General features: G+C 45.7%; 16 protein-coding genes. 8 read left to right on the top strand and 8 right to left on the bottom strand.

Translation table 11 applies throughout. The features are described 5' to 3' along the window. Positions 1-248: 248 nt before the first annotated feature. The 3 genes from FE785_RS06865 to gloB form a co-directional block, all read right to left on the bottom strand. On the bottom strand, positions 249-2,165 hold the full coding sequence (locus tag FE785_RS06865; protein WP_138565046.1) for a lytic transglycosylase domain-containing protein: 1,917 nt from the start codon (positions 2,163-2,165) through the stop codon (positions 249-251). 158 nt (positions 2,166-2,323) lie between these two features. Continuing rightward, the gene (locus FE785_RS06860) at positions 2,324-4,141 is read right to left on the bottom strand and encodes a LysM peptidoglycan-binding domain-containing protein (RefSeq protein ID WP_138565045.1); all 1,818 of its coding nucleotides are present in this window, start codon (positions 4,139-4,141) and stop codon (positions 2,324-2,326) included. Next, positions 4,125-4,910, bottom strand: a complete 786-nt coding sequence (gene gloB, locus FE785_RS06855) for a hydroxyacylglutathione hydrolase (protein WP_168188928.1) — start codon at positions 4,908-4,910, stop codon at positions 4,125-4,127. The genes FE785_RS06860 and gloB overlap by 17 nt, the downstream gene beginning before the upstream one ends. 87 nt (positions 4,911-4,997) lie before the next feature. Between gloB and FE785_RS06850 the strand changes: the two genes are divergently transcribed. Then, positions 4,998-5,786, top strand: coding sequence for a class I SAM-dependent methyltransferase (locus FE785_RS06850; RefSeq protein ID WP_138565043.1), 789 nt, complete (start codon positions 4,998-5,000; stop codon positions 5,784-5,786). A gap of 78 nt (positions 5,787-5,864) precedes the next feature. Then, a complete protein-coding gene (gene rnhA / locus FE785_RS06845; RefSeq protein ID WP_138565042.1) occupies positions 5,865-6,320 on the top strand; it encodes a ribonuclease HI in 456 nt (151 codons plus the stop codon). Between the two features lie 19 nt (positions 6,321-6,339). On the opposite strand, the gene dnaQ is transcribed toward rnhA, so the two are convergent. Beyond that, entirely contained in the window at positions 6,340-7,041 is a 702-nt protein-coding gene (gene dnaQ, locus FE785_RS06840; RefSeq protein ID WP_138565041.1) for a DNA polymerase III subunit epsilon, read from the bottom strand. A gap of 86 nt (positions 7,042-7,127) precedes the next feature. On the opposite strand from dnaQ, the gene FE785_RS06835 reads away from it, so the two are divergent. Continuing rightward, a complete protein-coding gene (locus tag FE785_RS06835; RefSeq protein WP_138565040.1) occupies positions 7,128-7,553 on the top strand; it encodes an FKBP-type peptidyl-prolyl cis-trans isomerase in 426 nt (141 codons plus the stop codon). Between the two features lie 166 nt (positions 7,554-7,719). Here the strand turns inward: FE785_RS06835 and FE785_RS06830 are convergent, their stop codons facing one another. Next, the gene (locus tag FE785_RS06830; protein WP_138565039.1) at positions 7,720-8,424 is read right to left on the bottom strand and encodes an MBL fold metallo-hydrolase; all 705 of its coding nucleotides are present in this window, start codon (positions 8,422-8,424) and stop codon (positions 7,720-7,722) included. 249 nt (positions 8,425-8,673) lie between these two features. Here FE785_RS06830 and hrpA point away from each other — a divergent pair, with 249 nt between their 5' ends. From hrpA to FE785_RS06815, 3 genes are all read left to right on the top strand, one after another. Further along, the gene (gene hrpA / locus FE785_RS06825) at positions 8,674-12,693 is read left to right on the top strand and encodes an ATP-dependent RNA helicase HrpA (RefSeq protein ID WP_238696230.1); all 4,020 of its coding nucleotides are present in this window, start codon (positions 8,674-8,676) and stop codon (positions 12,691-12,693) included. 141 nt (positions 12,694-12,834) lie between these two features. Beyond that, positions 12,835-13,836 carry a sensor domain-containing diguanylate cyclase gene (locus FE785_RS06820; protein ID WP_138565037.1) on the top strand — a complete coding sequence of 334 codons (1,002 nt, stop codon included), beginning with the start codon at positions 12,835-12,837 and terminating at the stop codon, positions 13,834-13,836. A 204-nt stretch (positions 13,837-14,040) separates the two neighbouring features. Then, positions 14,041-14,982, top strand: a complete 942-nt coding sequence (locus FE785_RS06815; protein ID WP_138565036.1) for a glutathione S-transferase family protein — start codon at positions 14,041-14,043, stop codon at positions 14,980-14,982. A 115-nt stretch (positions 14,983-15,097) separates the two neighbouring features. Here FE785_RS06815 and FE785_RS06810 read toward each other — a convergent pair whose 3' ends face one another. Then, positions 15,098-15,619 (bottom strand): hypothetical protein, encoded by a 522-nt coding sequence (locus tag FE785_RS06810; RefSeq protein ID WP_138565035.1) that lies wholly within the window; start codon positions 15,617-15,619, stop codon positions 15,098-15,100. 179 nt (positions 15,620-15,798) lie between these two features. Between FE785_RS06810 and FE785_RS06805 the strand changes: the two genes are divergently transcribed. Next, positions 15,799-16,428, top strand: coding sequence for an arylesterase (locus tag FE785_RS06805; protein ID WP_202978288.1), 630 nt, complete (start codon positions 15,799-15,801; stop codon positions 16,426-16,428). Between the two features lie 120 nt (positions 16,429-16,548). After that, positions 16,549-20,511, top strand: coding sequence for an EAL domain-containing protein (locus FE785_RS06800; protein WP_168188927.1), 3,963 nt, complete (start codon positions 16,549-16,551; stop codon positions 20,509-20,511). Between the two features lie 98 nt (positions 20,512-20,609). Here the strand turns inward: FE785_RS06800 and greB are convergent, their stop codons facing one another. Together greB and FE785_RS06790 are read right to left on the bottom strand one after the other, a co-directional pair. Beyond that, the gene (gene greB / locus FE785_RS06795) at positions 20,610-21,101 is read right to left on the bottom strand and encodes a transcription elongation factor GreB (protein ID WP_138565033.1); all 492 of its coding nucleotides are present in this window, start codon (positions 21,099-21,101) and stop codon (positions 20,610-20,612) included. A 41-nt stretch (positions 21,102-21,142) separates the two neighbouring features. Continuing rightward, positions 21,143-21,622 (bottom strand): hypothetical protein, encoded by a 480-nt coding sequence (locus FE785_RS06790; RefSeq protein WP_138565032.1) that lies wholly within the window; start codon positions 21,620-21,622, stop codon positions 21,143-21,145. Positions 21,623-21,734: the final 112 nt, after the last annotated feature.

Raw genomic sequence — 21,734 nt, 5'->3', positions numbered from 1 at the left:
AGCAGGTTGGTGGAGCAAAATATTAGTAAAAACATAGGTTTATTTACAATTTTTTTGTAAAAAAATACGTTTTAAGTTTGACAACATTAGAAAACGCTAATATACTACGCGCCATTCATGTTTCTTCATGAGTATCCTCCTCTGATTATTTCTAATGAGATAATGTATTTTGAAGCCTAGGTTGTCCAACCTGGGCTTTTTTTTGCCCGTCATTTATCAGTCGATAATGTGAGTCTGAAACAGGCTTATCAAGGATGTTTTGGATCGGTTTTACCGACACCGTTTTTGGAAACCGCCGGCATTAAATCACGCAGGCGATCATAGCGCTTATTGAGAATAGATTTAAAGATAGTGGTGTATTCCAATACCGCTTTGACATAGTTGCGTGTTTCGGTAAACGGAATCGAATCGATCCATTGGTCGGCGGCAAGGGTGCCGTTTTCCGGTAACCAGCTATCGACACGTTTTGGCCCGGCATTATAAGAAGCGGTCGCCAATACCTTGTGACCATTGAATTTCTCATTCAGGTAACTCAAATAGGCGCTGCCCAGTTCGATATTATTCTGAGCGTCGGTCAGGTTGCGGTAAATGATTTGCTTGGCACCGATCTTACGGCCGATATATTTGGCGGTTGCCGGCATAATCTGCATTAAACCGACCGCTCCGGCGTGGGAACGGATATCATCGGAAAAAGCGCTTTCGCGGCGCATAATGCCATAAATCCAGGCCGGATCGATTTTATTCTTATCGGCGTGTTGCATGACCGGTTGTTTATAAGGCGTGGGAAAGCGCAAATTCAAATCGTGCCATTTTTTGGCCTTGGCCAAACTGCGGATAGCCTGATTGTGTTCCTGCCACTGATGAGCAAGTACGGCAATGGCCTGCAGTTCGTTGTTATCGACATTATTTAACAGGTGATACCATTCGCGCTTCGCGCTCAAAGGCCAATCAACCGCCATCAACTCTTGAATACGCTGCAGCTGTTTGTATTTTTTTAACAGGTAATCGGTATTTTTCACCTTAACCGGATCTGGATTGAACTGGTAAGGTAGATCGAGTTTGTCGGCGGCCAGAAAGGCATAATAATGACGCTGTTTGGCGAGCTTTTCATAAAGCACTTTGGCAGCTTTGTTTTGCTGGGTAGCCTCTAATGCGCGCGCTTTCCAATAAAGCCACTGTTTATCCTGTTGCATATCCGCCGGCATTAACTCAATCGTTTCCAGCAATTCCGGCCAGTTGGAGGTCTTTAAGGCCACCTGAGCCTGCCAGCGCAGAGAGTCTTCGGTTTTGGCTTCGCTCTGATTGACTTCATCTAAAAAGCCGTTTGCCTGAGGTGAGTATTTATAGGCGGTACGCAGTGCGATCTTACGCTGTAATTCGCCATACTCTTCGCTATTGAGTCCGTATTGTTCGCCAAAGCGCTTTAGGCTTTTCTGTGCGCTTTGGGGGTCTTTGGAGGCGAGATAACGTGTGCCTTGAATAAAGATTTTTTCGCGAACCTGTGGGGCGATGTATTTGGGCATAGGCTCTTTGACCAAAGCCGGGTTTTTATAGACCTTAAGCCAGTAATCGAGCATCTTGCGTTCTTTAGTCGATAGGTCGCGCGCTAATTTTTTGGCCAGTTTGGTCTGACGTTTTTGCATTGCCAAATCAATACGCTGCCAAAGCATCGAACCGGTAAGCTTCTTCTTGTTGCGCACCAACTTATCAACCGGACGGCAAGCCGAGCTGAAATAACTGCTTTGCGGCCACATCTCTACCGCTAGAGTCAAAGCCTTGTCGAGTTGTTTACGATTCGCCAGAGCCTGAATATGGTAGCACTGCAAGTCTTGGCTTTTTTGCGGGGTGTAATGTTTTAAGAAGGTGGTCCAATGCTTTTTCTTGGCAAGGTGTACGAGCCATTTGCTATAGAGGCGTTCGCCTAAATAGTTGTCTTTATTGTTGTTGATAAATGCCAAGATCTGTTTGTTTGAGGTGTTTGCCATATGCAGGCGGTAATCGTGGTAATCGAGATAAACCTTTAGCGGATAGTCTTTAAGGTTTTTTTTGTGTCTGACAATCGACTGGCGGTCATTGCGTTTAATCGCTTTATAGGCTTGCAGATACTCTTTTTGTTGAGCGCTCAGCTCGGCGCTTTTTTGAGCTTGCGCGGAATTGCTTAGCAATAGACTCAGCAGGCAGAGCAAAAATCCAAAGAGCGTGACTTTGGATTTGGCTGGCTGAAAGAGATTGTGCCTAAAATGGCGAAATAAAGATACTGACACGACGTTGCTGCTAGTTTTATTTTATGTGCTTCTATTGTAGCTAAGCGCAAATCGATTCGCTAACTTTGCTTGTCATTTATTGGAATTAAAATGACCTGACCCGGCTGCAACGGCTTGTTTAAGGAGAGTTGATTGAATTCGGCCAATTTCTTCGCACTAAGCTGATTGGCTTTGGCAATCAACCAAAGATTATCGCCCGATTTAACAATATGTTCACTAGGGGCGCCTTTGCTCCAGATGGTCAGGACTTGTCCGGGCTGTAGCGGTTTTTTGCGAGAAATACCATTCCAACCGGCAATGTCCTTGCTGCTGACACCGTAACGGTTACCGATGACCCACAGGTTTTCACCGTTCTTGACGGTATGGCTGAGCTTTTTGCGGTAATGCTCTTTATAGATAGCCAATTTTTGACCGATACGCAGCGGCGTTTTCATGTCGATATTGTTCCACTGGCACAGGGTGCTGTTGGAGACATTGTAATAGCGCGCCAGTTCCCAAATCGAATCGCCGGCTTTGACGGTATGCCAATGGGTTGGTTGTTTGGGTTTGCTGGCGGACTTTACCGAACCTTGCGATGGTTTGCCGGCAAGCTGTTTATTGACCGTATCGACCAGAGCAGCCGGAATCGGAATCAACAGGGTTTTTCCGGCGCGGATGCGGCTGTTCTTCATGCCGTTCAAAGCCTTGATCGCACCTGTCGAGGTCTTGAATTTATGCGCAATGACACTCAAGCTGTCACCGGAACGAATCTTGTATTTTTGCCACTGCACCGCATAAATCTGCGGGTTACTCGGTAATTTTTGTTGCAGTTGCTGGGCATTGTCAATCGGCAAGATAACATTGAATGGTCCTTTTGGCGGGGTAGCCATCTGATGATAACCCGGGTTGAGCGATTCCAAAAGAGACAACGGCGTATTCGATAAACTGGCGACCTGATTCAAGGCGACCTGTTTTTCCAGTTCGATAACGGTAAAGAAAGGGCGGTTGGCAACCGGTGCCAATGCGAGCTGATAGTCTTCGGCTTTTTCGATTAGGTGGGCCACCGCCAGCAGCTTGGGCACATAAGACTGGGTTTCTCTTGGCAGGTAAGGCCTGATTTGCCAAAAATCCGGATTGCTGTCGTTGCTTAGGTTATGTTTTTTACGGTATTTACGCTGCGCTTTATAGACATTGCCTATGCCACCGTTATAAGACGCTAAGGCCAGTAACCAATCGTTATTATTCAGCTTATAGAGTTTTTGCAGATAGCTCAGTGCGGCTTCGGTACTGGATACGACATCTTTTCGGGCATCGTACCACCAGTTTCGATCCAAATCGTAAAGTTCAGCGGTACTGGGAATGAACTGCCATAAACCGACCGCGCGTTGGTGTGATCGTGCATGCGGTCTGAAACCGCTTTCGATAATCGGCAATAGGGCGAGTTCATAAGGCAGTTGGCGGCTCTGTACTTGGTTATAGATATAGTACATATAAGGCTCGGCACGCTCGGAAACCCGCTCCAAGTGTTTTTTGCGCTGTTCAAAAAACTTGATGTAGTCGTTGTATTGACCCAAATAGTGACGACTCAACTCGAAGTTGCCGCGCATCGCATTCCAGATAATCGGTTCAAAACGCTGTTTTTCCACGGCCTGTTCAATATCGGCCACCGGATGATCCGGGGTGATGTCGACCCGTTCATTATGGGCGTAGCCATTGCTTTGGTTCGCTGGCACCTGAGTCTGAGGGGGCAATGGACTTGTTTGGCTTTGCGATGAACTCTGCAAACTCTGGTTTGAGACACAACCATTCAAGGTCAGAATACTGATCAGACCCAAACTTAGCAGGTGAGGTTTAACGATTGAATTAACGGGAATGAGTGAGTTAGTGGGTGCGGTCAAAGTCGTCTTTCCATGCTCTTAGGGTGGCAAACAAACTGGCTGGATTATTTGCAGCACCGCGTTCAATCAATCGCTTTTTAAGCGGGTTTAAATCGAAACGCATAAACGGGTTGGTGGCTTTTTCTTCACCCAGCGTGGATTGCGCCGCGGTGAGAATTTGCGGGTAATCGATATGAGTGTTCTGAATACGTTCAAGCAGCGCTTGATTTTCAGGCTCGACAATCTGTGAGAAAGCCAGATTGGTTTGGGTATATTCATGGCCGCAATAAAATGCGATATCATCAGGCAATTCGCGAAGCTTTAAAACGGAGTCGCTGAACTGTTCGATACTGCCGCCTAGAATACGGCCGCAACCGGCGGTAAACAGAGTGTCGCCGCAAAACAGCATCTTCTCATTGTAAAAGGCGATATGGTCTTCAGTATGCCCTGGAGTGTACAGCACCTTGAGTGTTAGGCTGTCGCCTAAAGTGATTGCATCGCCTTCTTGCAACGGATGATTAATGGCGGCCAGCGGCGTCAAAGCGGAACCGTATATCGGTAAATCACCGACTGTGGCGCATTGCGTCACCAGTTGGTTGATGCCGTTAACGTGATCGCCATGTTTATGGGTGATCAGAATTCCTGCAAGCTGCAAGTCATTTTGCTGCAGGTAATCGATCACAGGTCGGGCTTCGCCCGGATCGACTACCCAAGCTTGCTGGTTATTGTGTATAACCCAGATATAATTTTCATAGGTGTCTACCAGTGCAGGCAGGCCAACGATATTCATAAATAGCGCCATTCGCAATTGCTATAATTGCTTTGTATTCTAGCAAAAAACAAGCAGAGTTTTCGCTTGAAAAGGTGAATTGACAGCATGACAAAAGGTTTTCAACATTTTCTTAAGCACTGGTTTCACTGTAATAGTGGAAAACGCTTGTTCGAACAGGAAAAAAATCTGCTCGATGAGGCGTTGAAAAACCTGTTTGGTTATTTTGCCGTTCAGCTCGGCTGTGTCTCGCAGGAGAACCTGTTTGCCAATAGCCGCATTCAAGACAAGGTGATGATCGATGAATCGGTCGCCCATGAAACGGCAAAAAAAGAGCAGGTCCACTGGGTGCAGGCCGAAACCGACTTTTTACCGATCGGACGCTCTGCGGTCGATGTGGTTTTATTGCCGCATACGCTGGAAGCCGTCGACGACCCCTATTATTTATTGCGTCAGGTTGATAATATGCTACGCCCGGAAGGCCATATCGTTTTAAGCGGCTTTAACCCTTGGGGTTGTCTGTCGTTTCGGATGAAGCATTTAAGCGGTTCGAAAGACTTCAAACAGGCGCATTTTCGGCGTGCTTCACGTATTGGCGAATGGCTCGAAGTCTTGGGTTATGAGGTGACATCGGTGCGTTATACATCGGTGATGTGTTTCAATGCCTACCAAAAATACCCGAAATGGGTCAAAGCGATAGAGTTTGTCGAGCGCGCCTTATGCCGTATCGGTCTGAATTTTGGCAACAGTTATTGTCTGGTGGCAAAAAAACGCGTGGATATGCCCACTTTGGTCGGTTTGAAATGGCAATTGCCGAGTTGGCGCGGATTGAAATCAGGGGCGCCTTTGAGTTCGAAAAACTGGCATAACCGCGATAAAGAGAAAAATCGCCGTTAAGGCTTAATGGCCAATAAGCCGAATTGACCTTAAAAAAACAGACAAGAAAAACAATAGAAAACTAAAGAATAGAGTTTTATGCAGCAAGATTTCTGGTTGGAAGCTTTTACCGATGGGGGCTGTCGTGGCAATCCCGGTCCCGGGGGGTGGGGCGTGTTATTGCGTTATGGCGAGCACCTTAAGGAACTGAACGGTTATCAGGACAATACCACCAATAACCAAATGGAGTTAATGGCGGCGATTCAGGCATTTGAGGCCTTGAAGCGTCCAACCAAGGTCAAGATCACCACCGATTCGCAATATGTCAAAAACGGGGTCACCCAATGGATGGCAGGCTGGAAAAGAAAGGGCTGGAAAACCGCCAGCAATCAGCCGGTAAAAAACAAAGAGCTTTGGTTACGTTTGGATGCGGCGATGACTAGTCATCACGTGGAATGGTTCTGGGTCAAAGGGCATTCCGGCCATCCGGAAAACGAAAGGGTCGATGAACTCGCCAATTTGGCCATTGACGAGTTAATGGCGAGCAATCGTTAGCCGCTTTCGCCGAGCGCCATTACCACTGAATCGATTGTTCCGATTTTTTGGAAATCTCTTCCAGTTTCTTATCATGCAGAATAATCTCCGCATTGCTCGCACGAATCACTTTCAATGCCGGACGATCGGCTCTGATTTGCGTACTGTTCTGACCGTCTGATTGGCTATGGCTTTCTTCGGCATTTAACAGCAAAGCTGTCTGCCCACCGGTCATGGCCAGATAAACATCAGCAAGAATCTCGGAATCCAATAAAGCGCCGTGTAAGGTACGGTTCGAGTTATCGATAAACAGGCGTTTACATAACGCATCCAACGAGTTGCGCTGACCCGGATACATTTTTCGCGCCAGCTTCAGCGAGTCGGTAATCTCACAATGGTCTTCGATTCTGCCCCATTTATTATCAGGCAGCAATGACAGCTCATGGTTGATAAAGCCGACATCGAACGGCGCGTTATGGATAATCAACTCGGCACCGGCGACATACTCCATAAAGTCATCGGCGATTTTGGAAAAGATCGGTTTATCGGCAAGAAAGTCATCGGTAATACCATGAACTTCTATCGCCTCTTGTGGAACACTGCGCTCAGGAAAAACATATTGATGATAATTGTTGTCGGTCAGGCGACGTTTGACCATTTCCACCGCACCGATTTCAATGATACGGTCGCCGTTTAACGGGTCGAAACCAGTGGTTTCTGTATCTAAAAGTATCTGACGCATTCCTACTCTCTTTTACACAAATTTACGGTAAAATACCGCCAATCATTGTAAAACAAATTTTAGCTAAAAGTTTAAAAGGTTCAGTTATGAGAATTAAAAAGGGTAGCCGCGTTACTTTCCATTACGAATTACGTGATGATAAAGGTGAATTGCTGGATTCAACTTTCGGTGGCGATCCGGTCATCTATATCCAAGGCGAAGGCGAAATCATCGTTGGTCTGGAAGAGTTGATGGAAGGCGAAGAAGCCGGTTTTGAAGCCAAGGTGACACTTCCGCCAGAAAAAGCCTACGGTGTCGCCAATAAAGACTTGATCGTTTTCGCCGGGCCGGAAAATTTTGACGACAACGTCGAAATCGAAGTCGGTTCAACAGTGGAAACAGAAGACCCTGATGGGGAAACGATTATTTTCCGTATTATCGAAGTGGATGAAGATAAGGTGTATTTGGATGGGAACCATCCGCTGGCGGACAAGACACTAGATTACAAAATCGAAGTCCTCGAAGTTCATTAAATCTTCCGCAATTCCCTCAATCTCTGCGTTAAAAGATTGGTCGTTTACTGGATGTAAACTTCCCAATCTTTTGCCTTGATCTTGAGATTTTGCGAAAGATTTTGATTGAGTTTGGATATTAAAAAAGCCCGCATTTGCGGGCTTTTTTGTTTTATGGGTTTTTTATTTATTGAACTGTGGGATTATCTTTCAAACCACATTGCATATTGCCGGGTACGGCGATATCGATGCGTTTGGGTCTGGGTAGGTTCAGGTTATCCATAATGGTGCTGAAATCCTGATAGGATTTTGCGTTACCGACTCGGTTATTGAACTGCTTTTCTTCGCCGATGGTCGATTGGCTGAAACCTTTGTAATCGTGCGCGGGGAACACCATAGTGTCTTCGGCTAGCTTGAATAGCTTTTCGGTCAGCGAGTGGTACATGGCTTCATTGCTGCCCAATTGAAAGTCAGTGCGCCCGCAATCTCTGACCAGAAGGGTATCGCCGGTAAAGGCGGCACCGTCAATCAAATAGGTGATGTCGTTATTGGTATGCCCGGGCGTGTGCAGCACCTTGATGGTTTGCTCACCCAGTTTGAATTCATCGCCTTCCACCGCAAGAATATCGGCGCATTGCGATTCACTGTTTTTATGCACAACAATCTTAGCCCCGGTGCGCTCACGGATCGGACCGGCAGCGGTGATATGGTCGGCATGGATATGGGTTTCCAATGCGTATTTAAGATTTAAACCCAACTCTTTGATGTGTTGCATATCGCGTTCGACCTGTTCTTTGACCGAGTCGATAATAGCCGCTTCTTTGCTGGTTTCATCCCAAAGCAGGTAGGTATAGGTCCAAGTGTCGTAATCAAACAGTTGTCTAATTTTCATAAATCACCTTAAAACGATTGTTTGTTGTGTGTATGAGTATTGATTAGGTTATCAATCATGCCTTTAGTCATCAGGTTTTAACGACTCATTTACTGGCTTTGTTATAATGCATCGATAATTCCGATTTGGTTAAAAAAGCTTGATTTCATTGCTCTTTAGCCATTCTATCTAATTTATTTTATATTTGGATAATATTTACTTATACCAAGTTATCAGTGATTGTTTCAAACCCTTATGCCTAATAGCCCTATGCCCAATTCTTTAAAGTCCATCAAGCCTGAGTTAGCCAAGTGTTTGATCAAAGACCGTTTTCGTCTGCAACGCCAGTTTGATCAATTCGGTTTTGCAAAGATGGCTGACAGACAGCTTGAACAGAGCGAACAGTGGACTAAGTGGTTGGACTGGTTGAGTCAATCTCAGGCAAAGGCCGAACAGCGTTTGGCATCCATCCCCAATATTGAGTATGACGACGCTTTGCCGGTAGCGGCGAAAAAAGACGAATTGGTCGAGCTGATCAAAAACAATCAGGTCGTGGTCATTGCCGGTGAGACCGGTTCTGGTAAAACCACCCAGATTCCCAAGATCTGTCTGGAGGCGGGCATAGGTAAATACGGCAAAATCGGTTGTACCCAGCCACGTCGACTCGCCGCCAGAAGCGTTGCCGAACGTGTTGCCGAGGAACTCGGTTCATCCTTAGGTGAGCTGGTCGGTTATCAGGTACGCTTTTTGGATCAGGTCAAAGAGCACAGTTTGATCAAGGTGATGACCGACGGGATTTTGCTTGCAGAAGTACAGAACGACCGTTTTTTGAATCAGTATGAAGCGATTATTATCGATGAGGCGCATGAGCGCTCGGTCAATATCGATTTCCTGCTTGGTATTCTTAAACAGCTCATTCAAAAACGCCCGGATCTGAAGGTGATTATCACCTCGGCGACTATCGATACCCAACGTTTTGCCGAGCATTTTGAGGTGAATGGCGTAAAACCGCCGGTGGTGGAAGTTTCCGGAAGAACCTATCCGGTGGAAGTGCGTTATCGTCCGTTGGCGTCTTTCGAAGACGATGCCGGTAATGTCATCGAACAGGAGATGACCGACGGCATAGTCGCCGCGATTGATGAACTGGCTCAGAACGACCCGTTTGGTGATGTGTTGGTGTTTCAGGTCGGTGAGCGCGATATCAAGGAAACCACCGAGGCTTTACGCAAACATAAAATGAAAAACACCGAAATCGTACCGCTCTATGCGCGTTTGTCGATGGCGGAGCAGCAAAAGGTGTTTCAGACCTCACCAAACCGACGCATTATTTTAAGTACCAATGTGGCCGAAACCTCTTTGACGGTGCCGGGCATCAAGTATGTCATCGACCCGGGGCAGGTGCGTATCAGCCGTTATAGCGTGCGCTCCAAGGTGCAACGTTTACCGGTGGAAAAAATCTCCCAAGCCTCCGCCAACCAGCGAAAAGGGCGTTGCGGGCGTGTCAGTGATGGTATCTGTATTCGTTTGTATGACGAGGATGATTTCAAATCGCGCCCGGAATTCACCGATGCGGAGATTCATCGTACCGCCTTGAGCTCGATTATCTTGACGATGACCGAGCTTAAGCTCGGAGCGGTCAAACGTTTTCCGTTTATTGAAGCACCATCTGATAAAGCCGTGAATGACGGTTTTAGGCAGCTGCATGAGTTAGGCGCGATTGACGATAATCGCCAGCTCACGGAAAAAGGTCGTCAAATCGCCAAATTGCCGATTGATCCATCGGTCGCGGCGATGATTTTGGAAGCGCAAAAAAACAATGTGCTCGCCGAGGTGGTGATTCTGGCGGCGGTGTTAAGTATTCAAGACCCGCGCGATATTAATGAAACCACGATGCAAGCGGCTCGTACCGCGCATAAACGTTTTGAGGATGAGCGTTCGGATTTTCTTTTTTTCCTCAATCTGTGGCGTTTTTACGAGCATCAGCGCCGTCATCTGAGTCAGAACAAACTGCGTAAGCTTTGTAAGACCAACTTCCTCTCTTATCTGCGTATGCGTGAATGGCATGAGTTGACCATGCAGTTGGAGCAGAGCCTGCGCCGTATCGGTATCAAGGTTGGTGAGTTGCACCTTTATGAAGAGGTACGCAAAAAAGGTCCACAAGGCCAAGAGGGCGAAGTTAGCGAACGTCTCAGCGATATCCATTCGATTGCCGTGCATCAATCGCTGATGGCAGGGCTTTTGGGCAATATCGCCACAAGGGATGATGAAAAGTCTTATTTGGGAGCGCGCAATACCAAACTGTTTCTGCATCCGAGTTCTGTGCTGTTTAAAAAGAAACCGAAATGGATTCTTTCCGCCGAACTGGTCGAGACCTCAAAACTGTTTGCCCGCACCAATGCCAATATTGATGTGCGTTGGGTGGAGAAGCTCGCGCCACATCTGGTCAAACGCAGTTACAGCGATCCGCATTGGCAGAAAAAAGCCGGTCAGGTCGGTGCCTATGAATCGGTGACGCTTTTCGGCTTACCTATCATCAGTCGCAGGCACTGTAATTACGGGCCGATCAATCCGAAAGAGTCGCATAAGATATTCCTGCGCCACGGTTTGGTGGAAGGGCAGTTGCAGACGAATGCCGAGTTCTATCAACACAACCAACAGTTGATTGCCGATATTGAAAAGCTGGAACACAAATTACGTCGCCCGGATTTTTTGGTTGACGATGAAGTCTTGTATGAGTTTTACGCGGCACGCATTCCCGAACATATCTATTCCAAACCGGCTTTTGAGAAATGGCTGAAAAAAACCGGCAAAACGGCACCGGAAAAAATCAAAGCACTGTTTGTGACCGAAGAGCTGTTGATGAAACAGCAGGCCGATGCCAGTTTATTGCAGGATTATCCCGATCAGGTGGCGATGGGCAATGCGCTCGGTCAACAGTTGGATAAACCGTTGAAGCTGAAGGTGGATTACCATTTCGAGCCGGGTAAACAGAGTGACGGCGTGATTTTCAACCTGCCGTTGGCTAATTTGAACCAGTTCAATGCCGAACAGTTCGATTGGTTGACACCGGGGCTTTTGAAAGAGAAAACCGTTTATCTAATCAAGTCCTTACCGAAAGGCTTGCGTAAGCAGTTTATTCCGGCACCGCAATATGCCGATCTGGCCTTGGCGGAAATGAATCCTGAGAAAAAGGCCGACGGTAAAAAAGTCATGCCGTATCTGCATCAATTGGTGTGGGCGTTGAATCGCCGTGCCCAGCAGATGGTATCGCTGGATGATTTCCAAGCCACCGAGTTGCCGGATCATCTTAAACCGTTTTTTATCCTGCGCGATGATAAGGGCCGAAAACTTGCCGAAAGCGGTGATTTGGAAACCCTAAAGCAGGATTACCAGCATCTGGTGGATGCCAAGATCCAGCAACACCAAAAAGCCAGTCAAAAGCCGGAGAAGGTGATTGAAAATTGGGATTTCGGTGATTTGCCGGAATCGAAAACCATCAATAGCCACGGCAAACAGATTTTGGTTTATCCGGCGTTGCAGTTATCGTCAGGGCAAATCACGCTGCAATTGATGGCCGATAAAGATACCGCCATGCAGGCGCACGCCGAAGCGGTTTATTGTCTGCTCGAACGTTTACTGGCGGATAAACTCAAGTATTTGCAGAAAAAACTCGATTTGAAAAAAGCCTGTCTGTGTTATGCACCTTACGGTACTTGTCAGGATTTGACCCAGCAGGTGATTGATAGGGCTTTGCAACAGTTGCTGCCTGAACCGCAGAATATCCGTTTGCAAACGGAGTTTGCAGTTGTTTTGGAAAAGGTGAAAAGCGAATGGATTTTACAGGCGCAAGCCATTGCCAAACAGGTGAATGCTATTTTTATTGAACACCAGCAGATTGCCAAAAAAGTGCGCGGCAAGGTCAATCCTCGTTGGTTGGCGTCGGTGGCCGATATCCAAAAGCAGCTCGATGGTTTGATCAGTAAAGATTTTGTGCGCAATACGCCGGATAATTGGTTTATGCAGATAGAGCGTTATTTGAAAGCCCTGCAAAAACGTCTGGAAAAGCTCGATTTGGATCCGCTTAAGGATCAAAGATCGATACGTGAAATCCAGCCCTTATTAGAGCAATATGAGAAGCTTGCCAAGGATCCGGTGTATCAATCTCAAGCAGAGGTAACCGAAATCCGTTGGATGCTAGAAGAGTTACGGGTTTCATTATTTTCACAACCGATGAAAACCGTCAAGCCGGTTTCCATTCCCCGTCTCGAGAAAATGTTCAAAGCCCTATGAAAAGGCTTATGGCATGATTATCGGTCTTAAATCATAGTCTTATAACAATTAAACCTCTTTACATCACAGGTGCTAAGGTATATAAAGACAGGTACATTGTGTGGTTATGTAGGTTATGTTGTGAAAAGAACATACTCTCAAATGAGCAGCAAAATGGTTAACCATACCCTTAATGCCATTCTGGATATTATCCGTGAAGGCGTTTGGGATTGGGATGCCAAAACCGGACATGTGTCACGCAGTCCGGGTTGGTACCGTATGCTCGGTTATGATGTCGGCAGCTTCGCTGAAGATGTCTTTACTTGGGAGAATGTTATTCATCCGGATGACTATGCAAGGGTCATGGAACACTTTGAAGCCTATACCACCGGCAAATCCGATCTTTATAAAATAGAGTACCGCTGTAAAAAAGCCGACGGCGATTATCTCTGGATAGAAGATGCGGCCAAAATCGTCGATCGTTTTGCTGACGGGCAAGTCAGCCGAATGATTGGTGCGCACCTTAATATCGATGACCGCATCCGCGCTGAAAATGATCTAAAGAAAAAAAACCAGTTACTGAAGCAAGGCAATCTGTCTTTAGAGTATCTGCTTGAAGATAAGAACGCTGAACTGGAATTCAGCAATAAGCAGCTTGAATACAAAATCAAACAGATTGAAACCCTGTCTACCACCGATGCCTTGACCAAGGTTGGTAATCGGCGCAATTTTGAAATCACCTTAAATAACGAAGTCGCTCGTGCGAAACGTTACCACCATCCGTTATCGATGATTATGCTCGATATCGATTTCTTCAAGAAAATCAATGATGAACACGGCCACCAAACGGGGGATGAGGTGTTGATCGGTTTGGCTGGAATGCTTAAAGAGCAACTAAGGGAGAACGATTGTATCGCCCGTTGGGGAGGGGAAGAGTTTGTTATGATTCTACCCGAAACCACGCTATATCAGGCTCATATCTTGTCTGAGCGTTTTCGTGAAATGATATCGGGTTTACATTTCAGTAAAGGGCTCACCATCACTTGTAGCTTTGGTGTCAGTGAATTTGAGAAAGATGAAGAAACCGATGATTTCTTTTCCCGCATTGACCGGTTTGTCTACCAAGCAAAAGAGCGCGGTCGAAACTGCGTTGTTGCCGCATAACTTCACAGGATTCAGTGTTGTCTGAATCTGGCGAATTATCTGTCAATGACGTTTTTGCGTTTCTCTAGGCTTTGTTCAATAAAGCAGAACACTCAATTATAAGATCTTAGGTTTATTCCAAGCGCAACTAGTTCTAAGCTGTATCTTAAGTAATCAGATAGCAATCTGAATTTGTCACACAAAGATAACTAATCGAGTTTAATTATGGCTTTAGGATTAAAAATTGAGCAGGGTGAGTTCAAACGCACCGAATCAACTTTTCGAAACTGGATAACCGCTTCGGGCGAAAGCGATTTTCCGGCTGAGGCGAACCGCTACCATTTGTATGTCTCCTATGCCTGTCCTTGGGCGCATCGTGCGCTGATTTACCTAAAACTCAAAGGGCTGGAAGATATTATTTCCGTATCGGTGGTACACCCGGTTATGCCGGAAGAAAGTTGGACGTTTGCTGAAGATTTTGCCGGTGCTACCGGTGATACCCTCTATGGTTTGGAAAAACTTAGGGATACCTATCTAAAAGCGGATCCTGAATTCTCCGGTTTGGTGACCGTGCCGGTTTTATGGGACAAAAAACAACAAACCATCGTCAATAATGAATCCTCTGAAATCATTCGTATGTTAAATAACGCTTTTGACGCTTTTGCCAAGCATGATATCGATTTATACCCGCCACATTTGGCGGCGCAGATCGATGAAATCAACGAGATGGTTTATGACAAGATCAATAATGGTGTTTATAAAACGGGCTTTGCCTCCAGCCAAGAGATATATCTACAAGCCTATAATGAACTGTTCGCGGCCATGGATGAACTGGAGCAGCTCTTGGCATCGCAGCGTTATTTAGTCGGCGATGTGATCACCGAAGCCGATTGGCGCTTGTTTACCACTTTAGTGCGTTTCGATGCGGTCTATTACGGCCATTTCAAAACCAACAAGAAGCGGTTGCTCGATTATCCTAATCTGTGGGGTTATACCAAAGAGCTGTATCAAGTCGCAGGAATTGCCGAGACGGTCAATATGGCACATATCAAGACACATTATTATGCCAGTCACCGCTTTATCAATCCGACAGGCATTGTTCCGGCCGGTCCTGAGTTAGACTTTTATGCCCCACATGGTAGAGATGGCGATTATTTGGCTATGTAAGTGAGTAAGGCAAGTTAGCAAGGTAAGTGAGTTATTCAATTTAGCCATGTAATACATTTGTAGTGATAAAGGCAATAAAAAAGCCCGATTGAGTCGGGCTTTTTTATTGTTTCGTTTAATCGTCATCGCGCATCATACGATGCGGGCCATTGCCGTCTCTGCGGTAGGGACGGTCATCGTCGTCATGACGGTATTTATCGCGATACTTGTCTTTATATTCTTCGCGGTATTTTTCTCTATATTCCTGGCGTTTGGCTTCACGTTCTTCAGGGCTCAGGTTTTGCATTTCCTCGTGACGTTGCTTGCGATATTCATCATGATCATCGCGGTAAGACTCTCTATTTTTATATTGGTCTTTATATCGCTCGCGGTAGGCTTTGCGTTCGTCTTGATGATCTTTGACACATAAACCGATATCGCGTTTGTTTCGCGCACGTTCAATACATTCATGAACCATGCGGTCATTGCGATAATGCTGCATTCTTTCTTGTTTGTAGTGGCGGAAATCATCATTGTCTTGGTATTGTTCATATTTATCTTGCGGGCCATGACGGGGCATATCGCCAGGAGGCGCAGATAGTACCGGTTGACTCAAGACCATAGTAGCGGCCAGTAGAGAAGTTTTTAATAGGTTCATAATAACCTCCTTTGCCTGAATAGGCTCCTATAGTTATTGATTATAGCGCTGCTTTCCAGGCAGCCGATAATAGAAAAAATTAAGCCTGGTTTATAGAATAAATTTGGGGGAGTAATGGTCATTAAATACTGAGTTTTAGTGTGGTATCTATATAATTCACTATAAGATTAGGGGGTATTGTGCAGATTCTTTTTCAGCTCTTCTCAAAAACTGTTTTAGGTTTTGTCCTGTTTTTTGCCTTATTGCTGGGAGCTTGTTCTCAAACGCAATTACCAGCCTTGCATCAGAAGGCTAAGGTTGTCGCCTTTGGTGATAGCCTGACAGAAGGTTACGGAGTCAAGAAAGGCGAGGATTACCCGAGTGTATTGGGTGAATTGACCGGACTGCAAGTGATTAATGAAGGCGTTAGCGGTGAAACCAGCGCACAAGGACTGGAAAGAATGCCCAAGGTGCTTGAGTTGCATCAACCTGATTTGGTGATTTTGCTAGAAGGTGGCAATGATGTGTTGCGCAAAATCCCATTGGAAAAAACCAAAGCGAATTTGGCCGCCATGATAGGGTTGATCCAAGACAGTGGGGCCAGTGTGTTATTGGTGGGGATGCCCGAGAAAAAACTGTTTGGCGGCACCTTGCCTTTATATGAGGAACTGGCTGAACAATATCGGGTTCCGTTGCTGGATGATGTGATCGGTTCTTTATTAATGCGCGCTTCAATGAAGTCCGATTATGTGCATTTCAATGAAAAGGGGTATGCCGTTTTGGCAGAGGAAATTTATTTTGCGTTACAAGAATACGGTGCGCTTGAATAGTTTCAGTCTATGAAACATCAATCTGGCAACGAATGTTCATACATTGATAATCAAATAAAAAAGGTAGTAATTGGCAAGCGGTGGAAAGCGTTGGCTTAACCGCTTATGTCATCTCATTTTATGAAATTTTTTCAAATATTCTATAAGACAGTATTCTTCCTGTATCTGCTATTTCTGACATCGATAACCTATGCTAAAGACAGTATCGTGTTTGCCGTGTTCCAATATCGAGATGAGGATAAGGTGGTTGAGCAATATGAAAAACTTGCAGACTATCTGTCAGAAAAACTCGATGGCGTTGATGTCTCTTTGAGAGTTTTGGATGCAAAGTCCATGCTTGATGGCGTAAAAAACAAACAGATTGATATTATCTTTGTTAATCCTAATCTTTATGAATTGATTCGCAATGAAACCCAATTGAACGGGATTACGGCGACTGTACAGCGCTCATACAAGAATCAGACCATGTCATCTCTCGGCGGCGTCATTTTTACCCGAAACGATGCCAAGATAGCGAATCTCTATGATTTGCAAGGAAAAAAGGTGGCTATCGCTTCATACAATCATGCCGGTGGCTACCGCATTCCGCTGTATGAACTAAAACAGCAGGAGGTTGATGTTGATGACATTGTATTCGATGTTCGGCATCAACAAGATGCCGTAGTAGAAGCCGTTTTACAGGGCGAAGTTGATGCGGGGTTTGTGCGAACGGGAATTTTGGAGTCTTGGCTGGACAACAATCAGCTGCAACTTGGACAAATTCGAGTGCTTAACCAGCGTAAAGAAGAGCGCTTTCCGCATCTACTGTCTACTAACTTGTATCCTGAGTGGCCAATTATTGTCTTACCCGGGCTGCCCGACGATTTGGTTCGGGATATCGCTGTCGCTCTATTTAATCTAAGGCATGATCACCCTGCGGCGATCCAAGCCGGAATCTCCGGTTTTATCGCGCCTCAGGACTATCTCGGTTTTGAAAACCTTCTGCGGGAATTGCGGTTGGCGCCTTATGATCAGAATCCGGTTAATTTGCAGACCATGTGGGAGGCTTACGGTTTCTCCATCGCCGTGTTGATAACGGTATTTTTATCGATTCTTATCTCATTGGTTTTAACAGAGCAGCAGCGTCGACAGATTTTCGAGCAAAAACAGGTGCTTGATAAACAGCATCTGATCGATGAGCTGCTACTGAAGATGCCCAACCAATTCGAGTCCATGAATGAGCGTGATTTCATGCAATATGTTATGGAAGAAATTGAAAAGCTGACCAATTCCGAAATCAGTTTCATTCATTTCCTGGATGAGGAAGCACAGATCATCGAACTGGTCGCTTGGTCGAGCAACACCACACAGAATTATTGTAATGTGTCCGATTATCAAACACATTATCCGGTCGACAAAGCCGGTGTATGGGCGGAAGCGGCGAGGCTGAAAAAATCCCTGGTGATTAATGATTATGCTTCTTATCCACCTAAAAAAGGCATGCCTGAGGGGCACGCCTTTTTACAAAGAATGGTTTCATTGCCTGTGCTCGAACAAGGTAAGGTGGTGATGCTGGCCGGAGTCGGCAATAAACCGACGGATTACACGGAAAAGGACGTTGATGTCATTCAGTTGATTTGTAATGAAACCTGGCGTTTGATCAAAGAGCATAGGGACCGTTGTGCCATCCAATCTGAAAGACAGAAGTTCGAACGCTTACTTGACCATTTGGGTGAAGGCTACATGGTGTTTTCCCACAATGGTGAGGCAGGGGTTTTAAATTATGTTTCGGCCGGTTTTACATCCCTCTTCGAACAGCCGGTATTTGCGGTACAGGGGCAATATTGGTGTGAAGCAGTCAATTGGGAACCGGAATCGATAATAAAGGGTCAAGAATCGGTCAAGAGATTAATGGATCAAGATGTGACCCAAGACCATATTATGTTGTCGTTTTTTACGCCAAGCGGAAAGAAAAAGACCATCTTCATCCATCAAAGTGGCGTTTATGAAGGCAACCGGCTGATTTTTGTCGAGGGGTTGGTTGTCGATATCACTAAAAGAGTTCTCTCCGAGCAGAAGATACGACAAGCGGCTTCGGTATTTAATGCCGCTAACGAGGGGATTATCATTTGCAATAATCAAAACGAAATCATTCAGGTCAATCGGCGTTTTGAAAAGATCACCGGTTATGCGCAAGAAGAAGTCATTGGCAAGAATCCGAGTATTTTGAGTTCAGGCCATCAAGATGGTCAGTTTTATAAAAAACTTTGGAACCACCTGCTGTTAAGGGATTCTTGGGAAGGGGAGTTGTGGAATCGACGCAAAAACGGAGAGGTCTACCCTGAAAGGCTGAAAATAACCATCATCCGCAATGAAAATAACGAGATCGAATATTTTATAGCATTAATGGCGGATATTACCTTTGAGAAGGAATCGCAACGAAAGCTGGAAAAAATGGCCCACTATGATGCCTTGACCGGTCTGCCGAATCGCTTTTTATTGTCAGACCGTATTTCCCAAGCGATTGCCAATTCACATCGTGAAAACGTTTCCGTATCGGTCTATTTTGTTGATTTGGATGGCTTCAAGGCAATCAATGATGAATACGGTCATCCTGCCGGAGATTACTTGCTCAAGGTGATTGGTGACAGGTTTCAAAAAATTGTCCGTGAAGGCGATACGGTCGCACGAATAGGTGGGGATGAGTTCGTGTTGGTGGTGGTTAACCGTAATCCATCCTCTGGTCTGGATAAGATCGAGCGGCGTTTACTTAGCTCAAGCCTGGAACCGGTTTATTTTGAGGGTCATAAATTACAGGTTTCCAGCAGTATCGGTGTTGCCGAACTTCAGCCCGAAGACCAATTTCGTGATGTCGGTTCCGAACAATTGATCCGCTTGGCCGATTTGGCCATGTATCAGGCAAAAGAGCTCGGAAAAAACAGAATTTATCATCACACTTGGGATAGCTTAAACAGTGAGTTTGATGTACTGGAGGCGATTGAGCGTGCAGAACTGGAAGTCTATTTCCAGCCTAAAGTGAATTTTAAAACCCAGTTTGCCCATGCCTTTGAGGCGCTGATACGTTGGAACCATCCGAGTAAAGGATTCTTGACCCCAATTCGTTTTCTGGATGAGATAGAAAGGCAAGGACAAACCATTGAATTGACCGAGTTCGTGCTCGATCAGGCGTTGGCTTTTCTGGACAAAATCAAACGACAGTATGGGCAATGTGCCATCAGCATCAATATTGATAGCGACTATCTTCTGCAAGAAGGGTTGGTTGACAAGCTACAGGCTAAATTCAGCAAGTTTCCGCGATTGCATTATTCCGAGTTGACCTTGGAACTTTTGGAAAGTTCGTCGCTCGGGGATATGAAACAAGCGATCAATGCGATTTTTGATGTACGGCGCATGGGAATCAAGTTCGCTATCGATGACTTTGGAACGGGTCATGCCTCTCTCAATTACCTGAAAAATCTTCCAGTTGATCAAGTTAAAATCGATCAGGAGTTTATCAAAGGCGTTTTTGTCGACCCCAGTAGCGTAAGCATCATTGAAGCCATTACATCCATGGCCGAAGCGTTCGATATGGAAGTCATTGCCGAGGGTGCAGAGACCAGCGAGCATATCGAGTTGTTATTGATGCTTGGTGTTGAGGTGATTCAAGGCTATGCCATCAGTCGGCCGATGGATGAAAGTACGACGCTGGAATGGTTGCAATCATGGCAAGTGCATCCACGTTGGGCTTCCTTGAAAGAACTGGACTCATGGCAAAAACAGGTTCTGAAAGCCAAACTTTCAATCAGCTCATGGGTTCTGAATATAGAAAAACATTTGCTGCATGATACGCCATTGAACCGCATGGAGTTGTCTCCGGAAAACTGTAAATTCGGTAAATGGCTTAGAGCAAAAGAATCGCAGAAAATATTCGAACACGAGGCCTATGACCGTGTTGAAATCCTCCATCATCAGTTGCACGAATTGGCAGATGAGGTGATTGAAAATAAAACCGATGAAAAGCTCATGAAGCAGCAATTAGTCGAGCTGAAGGAAATCAAAGCGAATTTGATTGAGTTGCTTGATACCATCAGTGTGCTCGAGTGAGGAAACAGGCCAGAAGCTAAGAGTATGTCAGTATATCAGTGATAAATACCCGAGAAGTGACCGGGTTATAGCCATTGCCGTCTGGGCATTATATGACGCTATTGGTCGAACCCGGTCTGATACCGGATCTGATTGATATACCAGGTTGATCGGCCACTGGGTGTATTAACGATCACCTCATCATCGACCTGTTTACCGATTAAAGCCCGAGCCATAGGCGAGTTGATGCTGATATAGTTGTTGTCAGGATTGAATTCATCGGCCCCGACAATTCGGTATTGTCGGATATCGCCAGCATCGTTTTCCAGTTCCACCCAAGCGCCAAAAAAGACCTTGCCGTCCTGTTGGGGCGAATATTCAACCACCTTGACCACTTCCAAGCGTTTACGCAGGAAACGTAAGCGTCTGTCTATCTCGCGCAATTTACGTTTGCCTTCTTTGTATTCGGCGTTTTCGGAACGGTCACCATGAGCGGCCGCCTCGGTTACCGCTTGAGTGGTTTCTCTACGCTCTATGCGCCAAAGGTAGTCAAGCTCCTTTTCTAGGGCAACACGTCCTTCTCGGGTAATTAGATTGGCTCTATCGTTCATGGGTTTGTGTTTTATGGTTTGTGCGGATATTGTCGGTTTGTTTATAAAGTCTCGGGAAACCAGCTGGAGGTTTCGGCTTTACGGTAAAGCGCTTTAAAGTGGTCATGAATCTCTTTTATCCAACCGGCATCCTTGGCTTTATCGCAGCCGCCCATTTTACTGAGATTTCGTTTAAAGAGAATCTCCTGGCGCATTTTTTCTTCACGCACATCTTCGGCGATAAAATCTTTAATGTAGTTGTTTGCGGTCAGACTGTATTTGGTGACAAACAGACGATTAACGCGGTTGAAGTTACGGGCAATGCTCAGTCCTCGACAGCGAGCATTATAAAAATCCAGTTGTAGTGCGCTCAGCACTAAATCGCTATGTAAACGTTGGTCGGCCGAGATTTGAGCTGATGGATTGGCTTTTTCGGCATAGACTGAACTCGGTGCAAATGTCAGCAGCAGGCTAAGTAGAGCCGCAAAAAAATAGCGGTTGCTGTTTAAGGTTGAGTGGTTGATAGATCTTTTAACAAGCATTGCTGACTAACCTTTAACGTTTTAACGGAGACTTAGGGATATTATTACCCTCTGAAAAATCAGAGTCCAGTGTAACAATAAAGAATAAGCAAGAAAGATAAATGCGCTGAAA

Source organism: Thiomicrorhabdus sediminis (genome assembly GCF_005885815.1).
In the GTDB taxonomy this organism is placed as follows: Bacteria; Pseudomonadota; Gammaproteobacteria; order Thiomicrospirales; family Thiomicrospiraceae; genus Thiomicrorhabdus; species Thiomicrorhabdus sediminis.
Note: the sequence above shows the minus strand (reverse complement) of the source record. Positions and strands in the feature narration are given on the sequence as shown.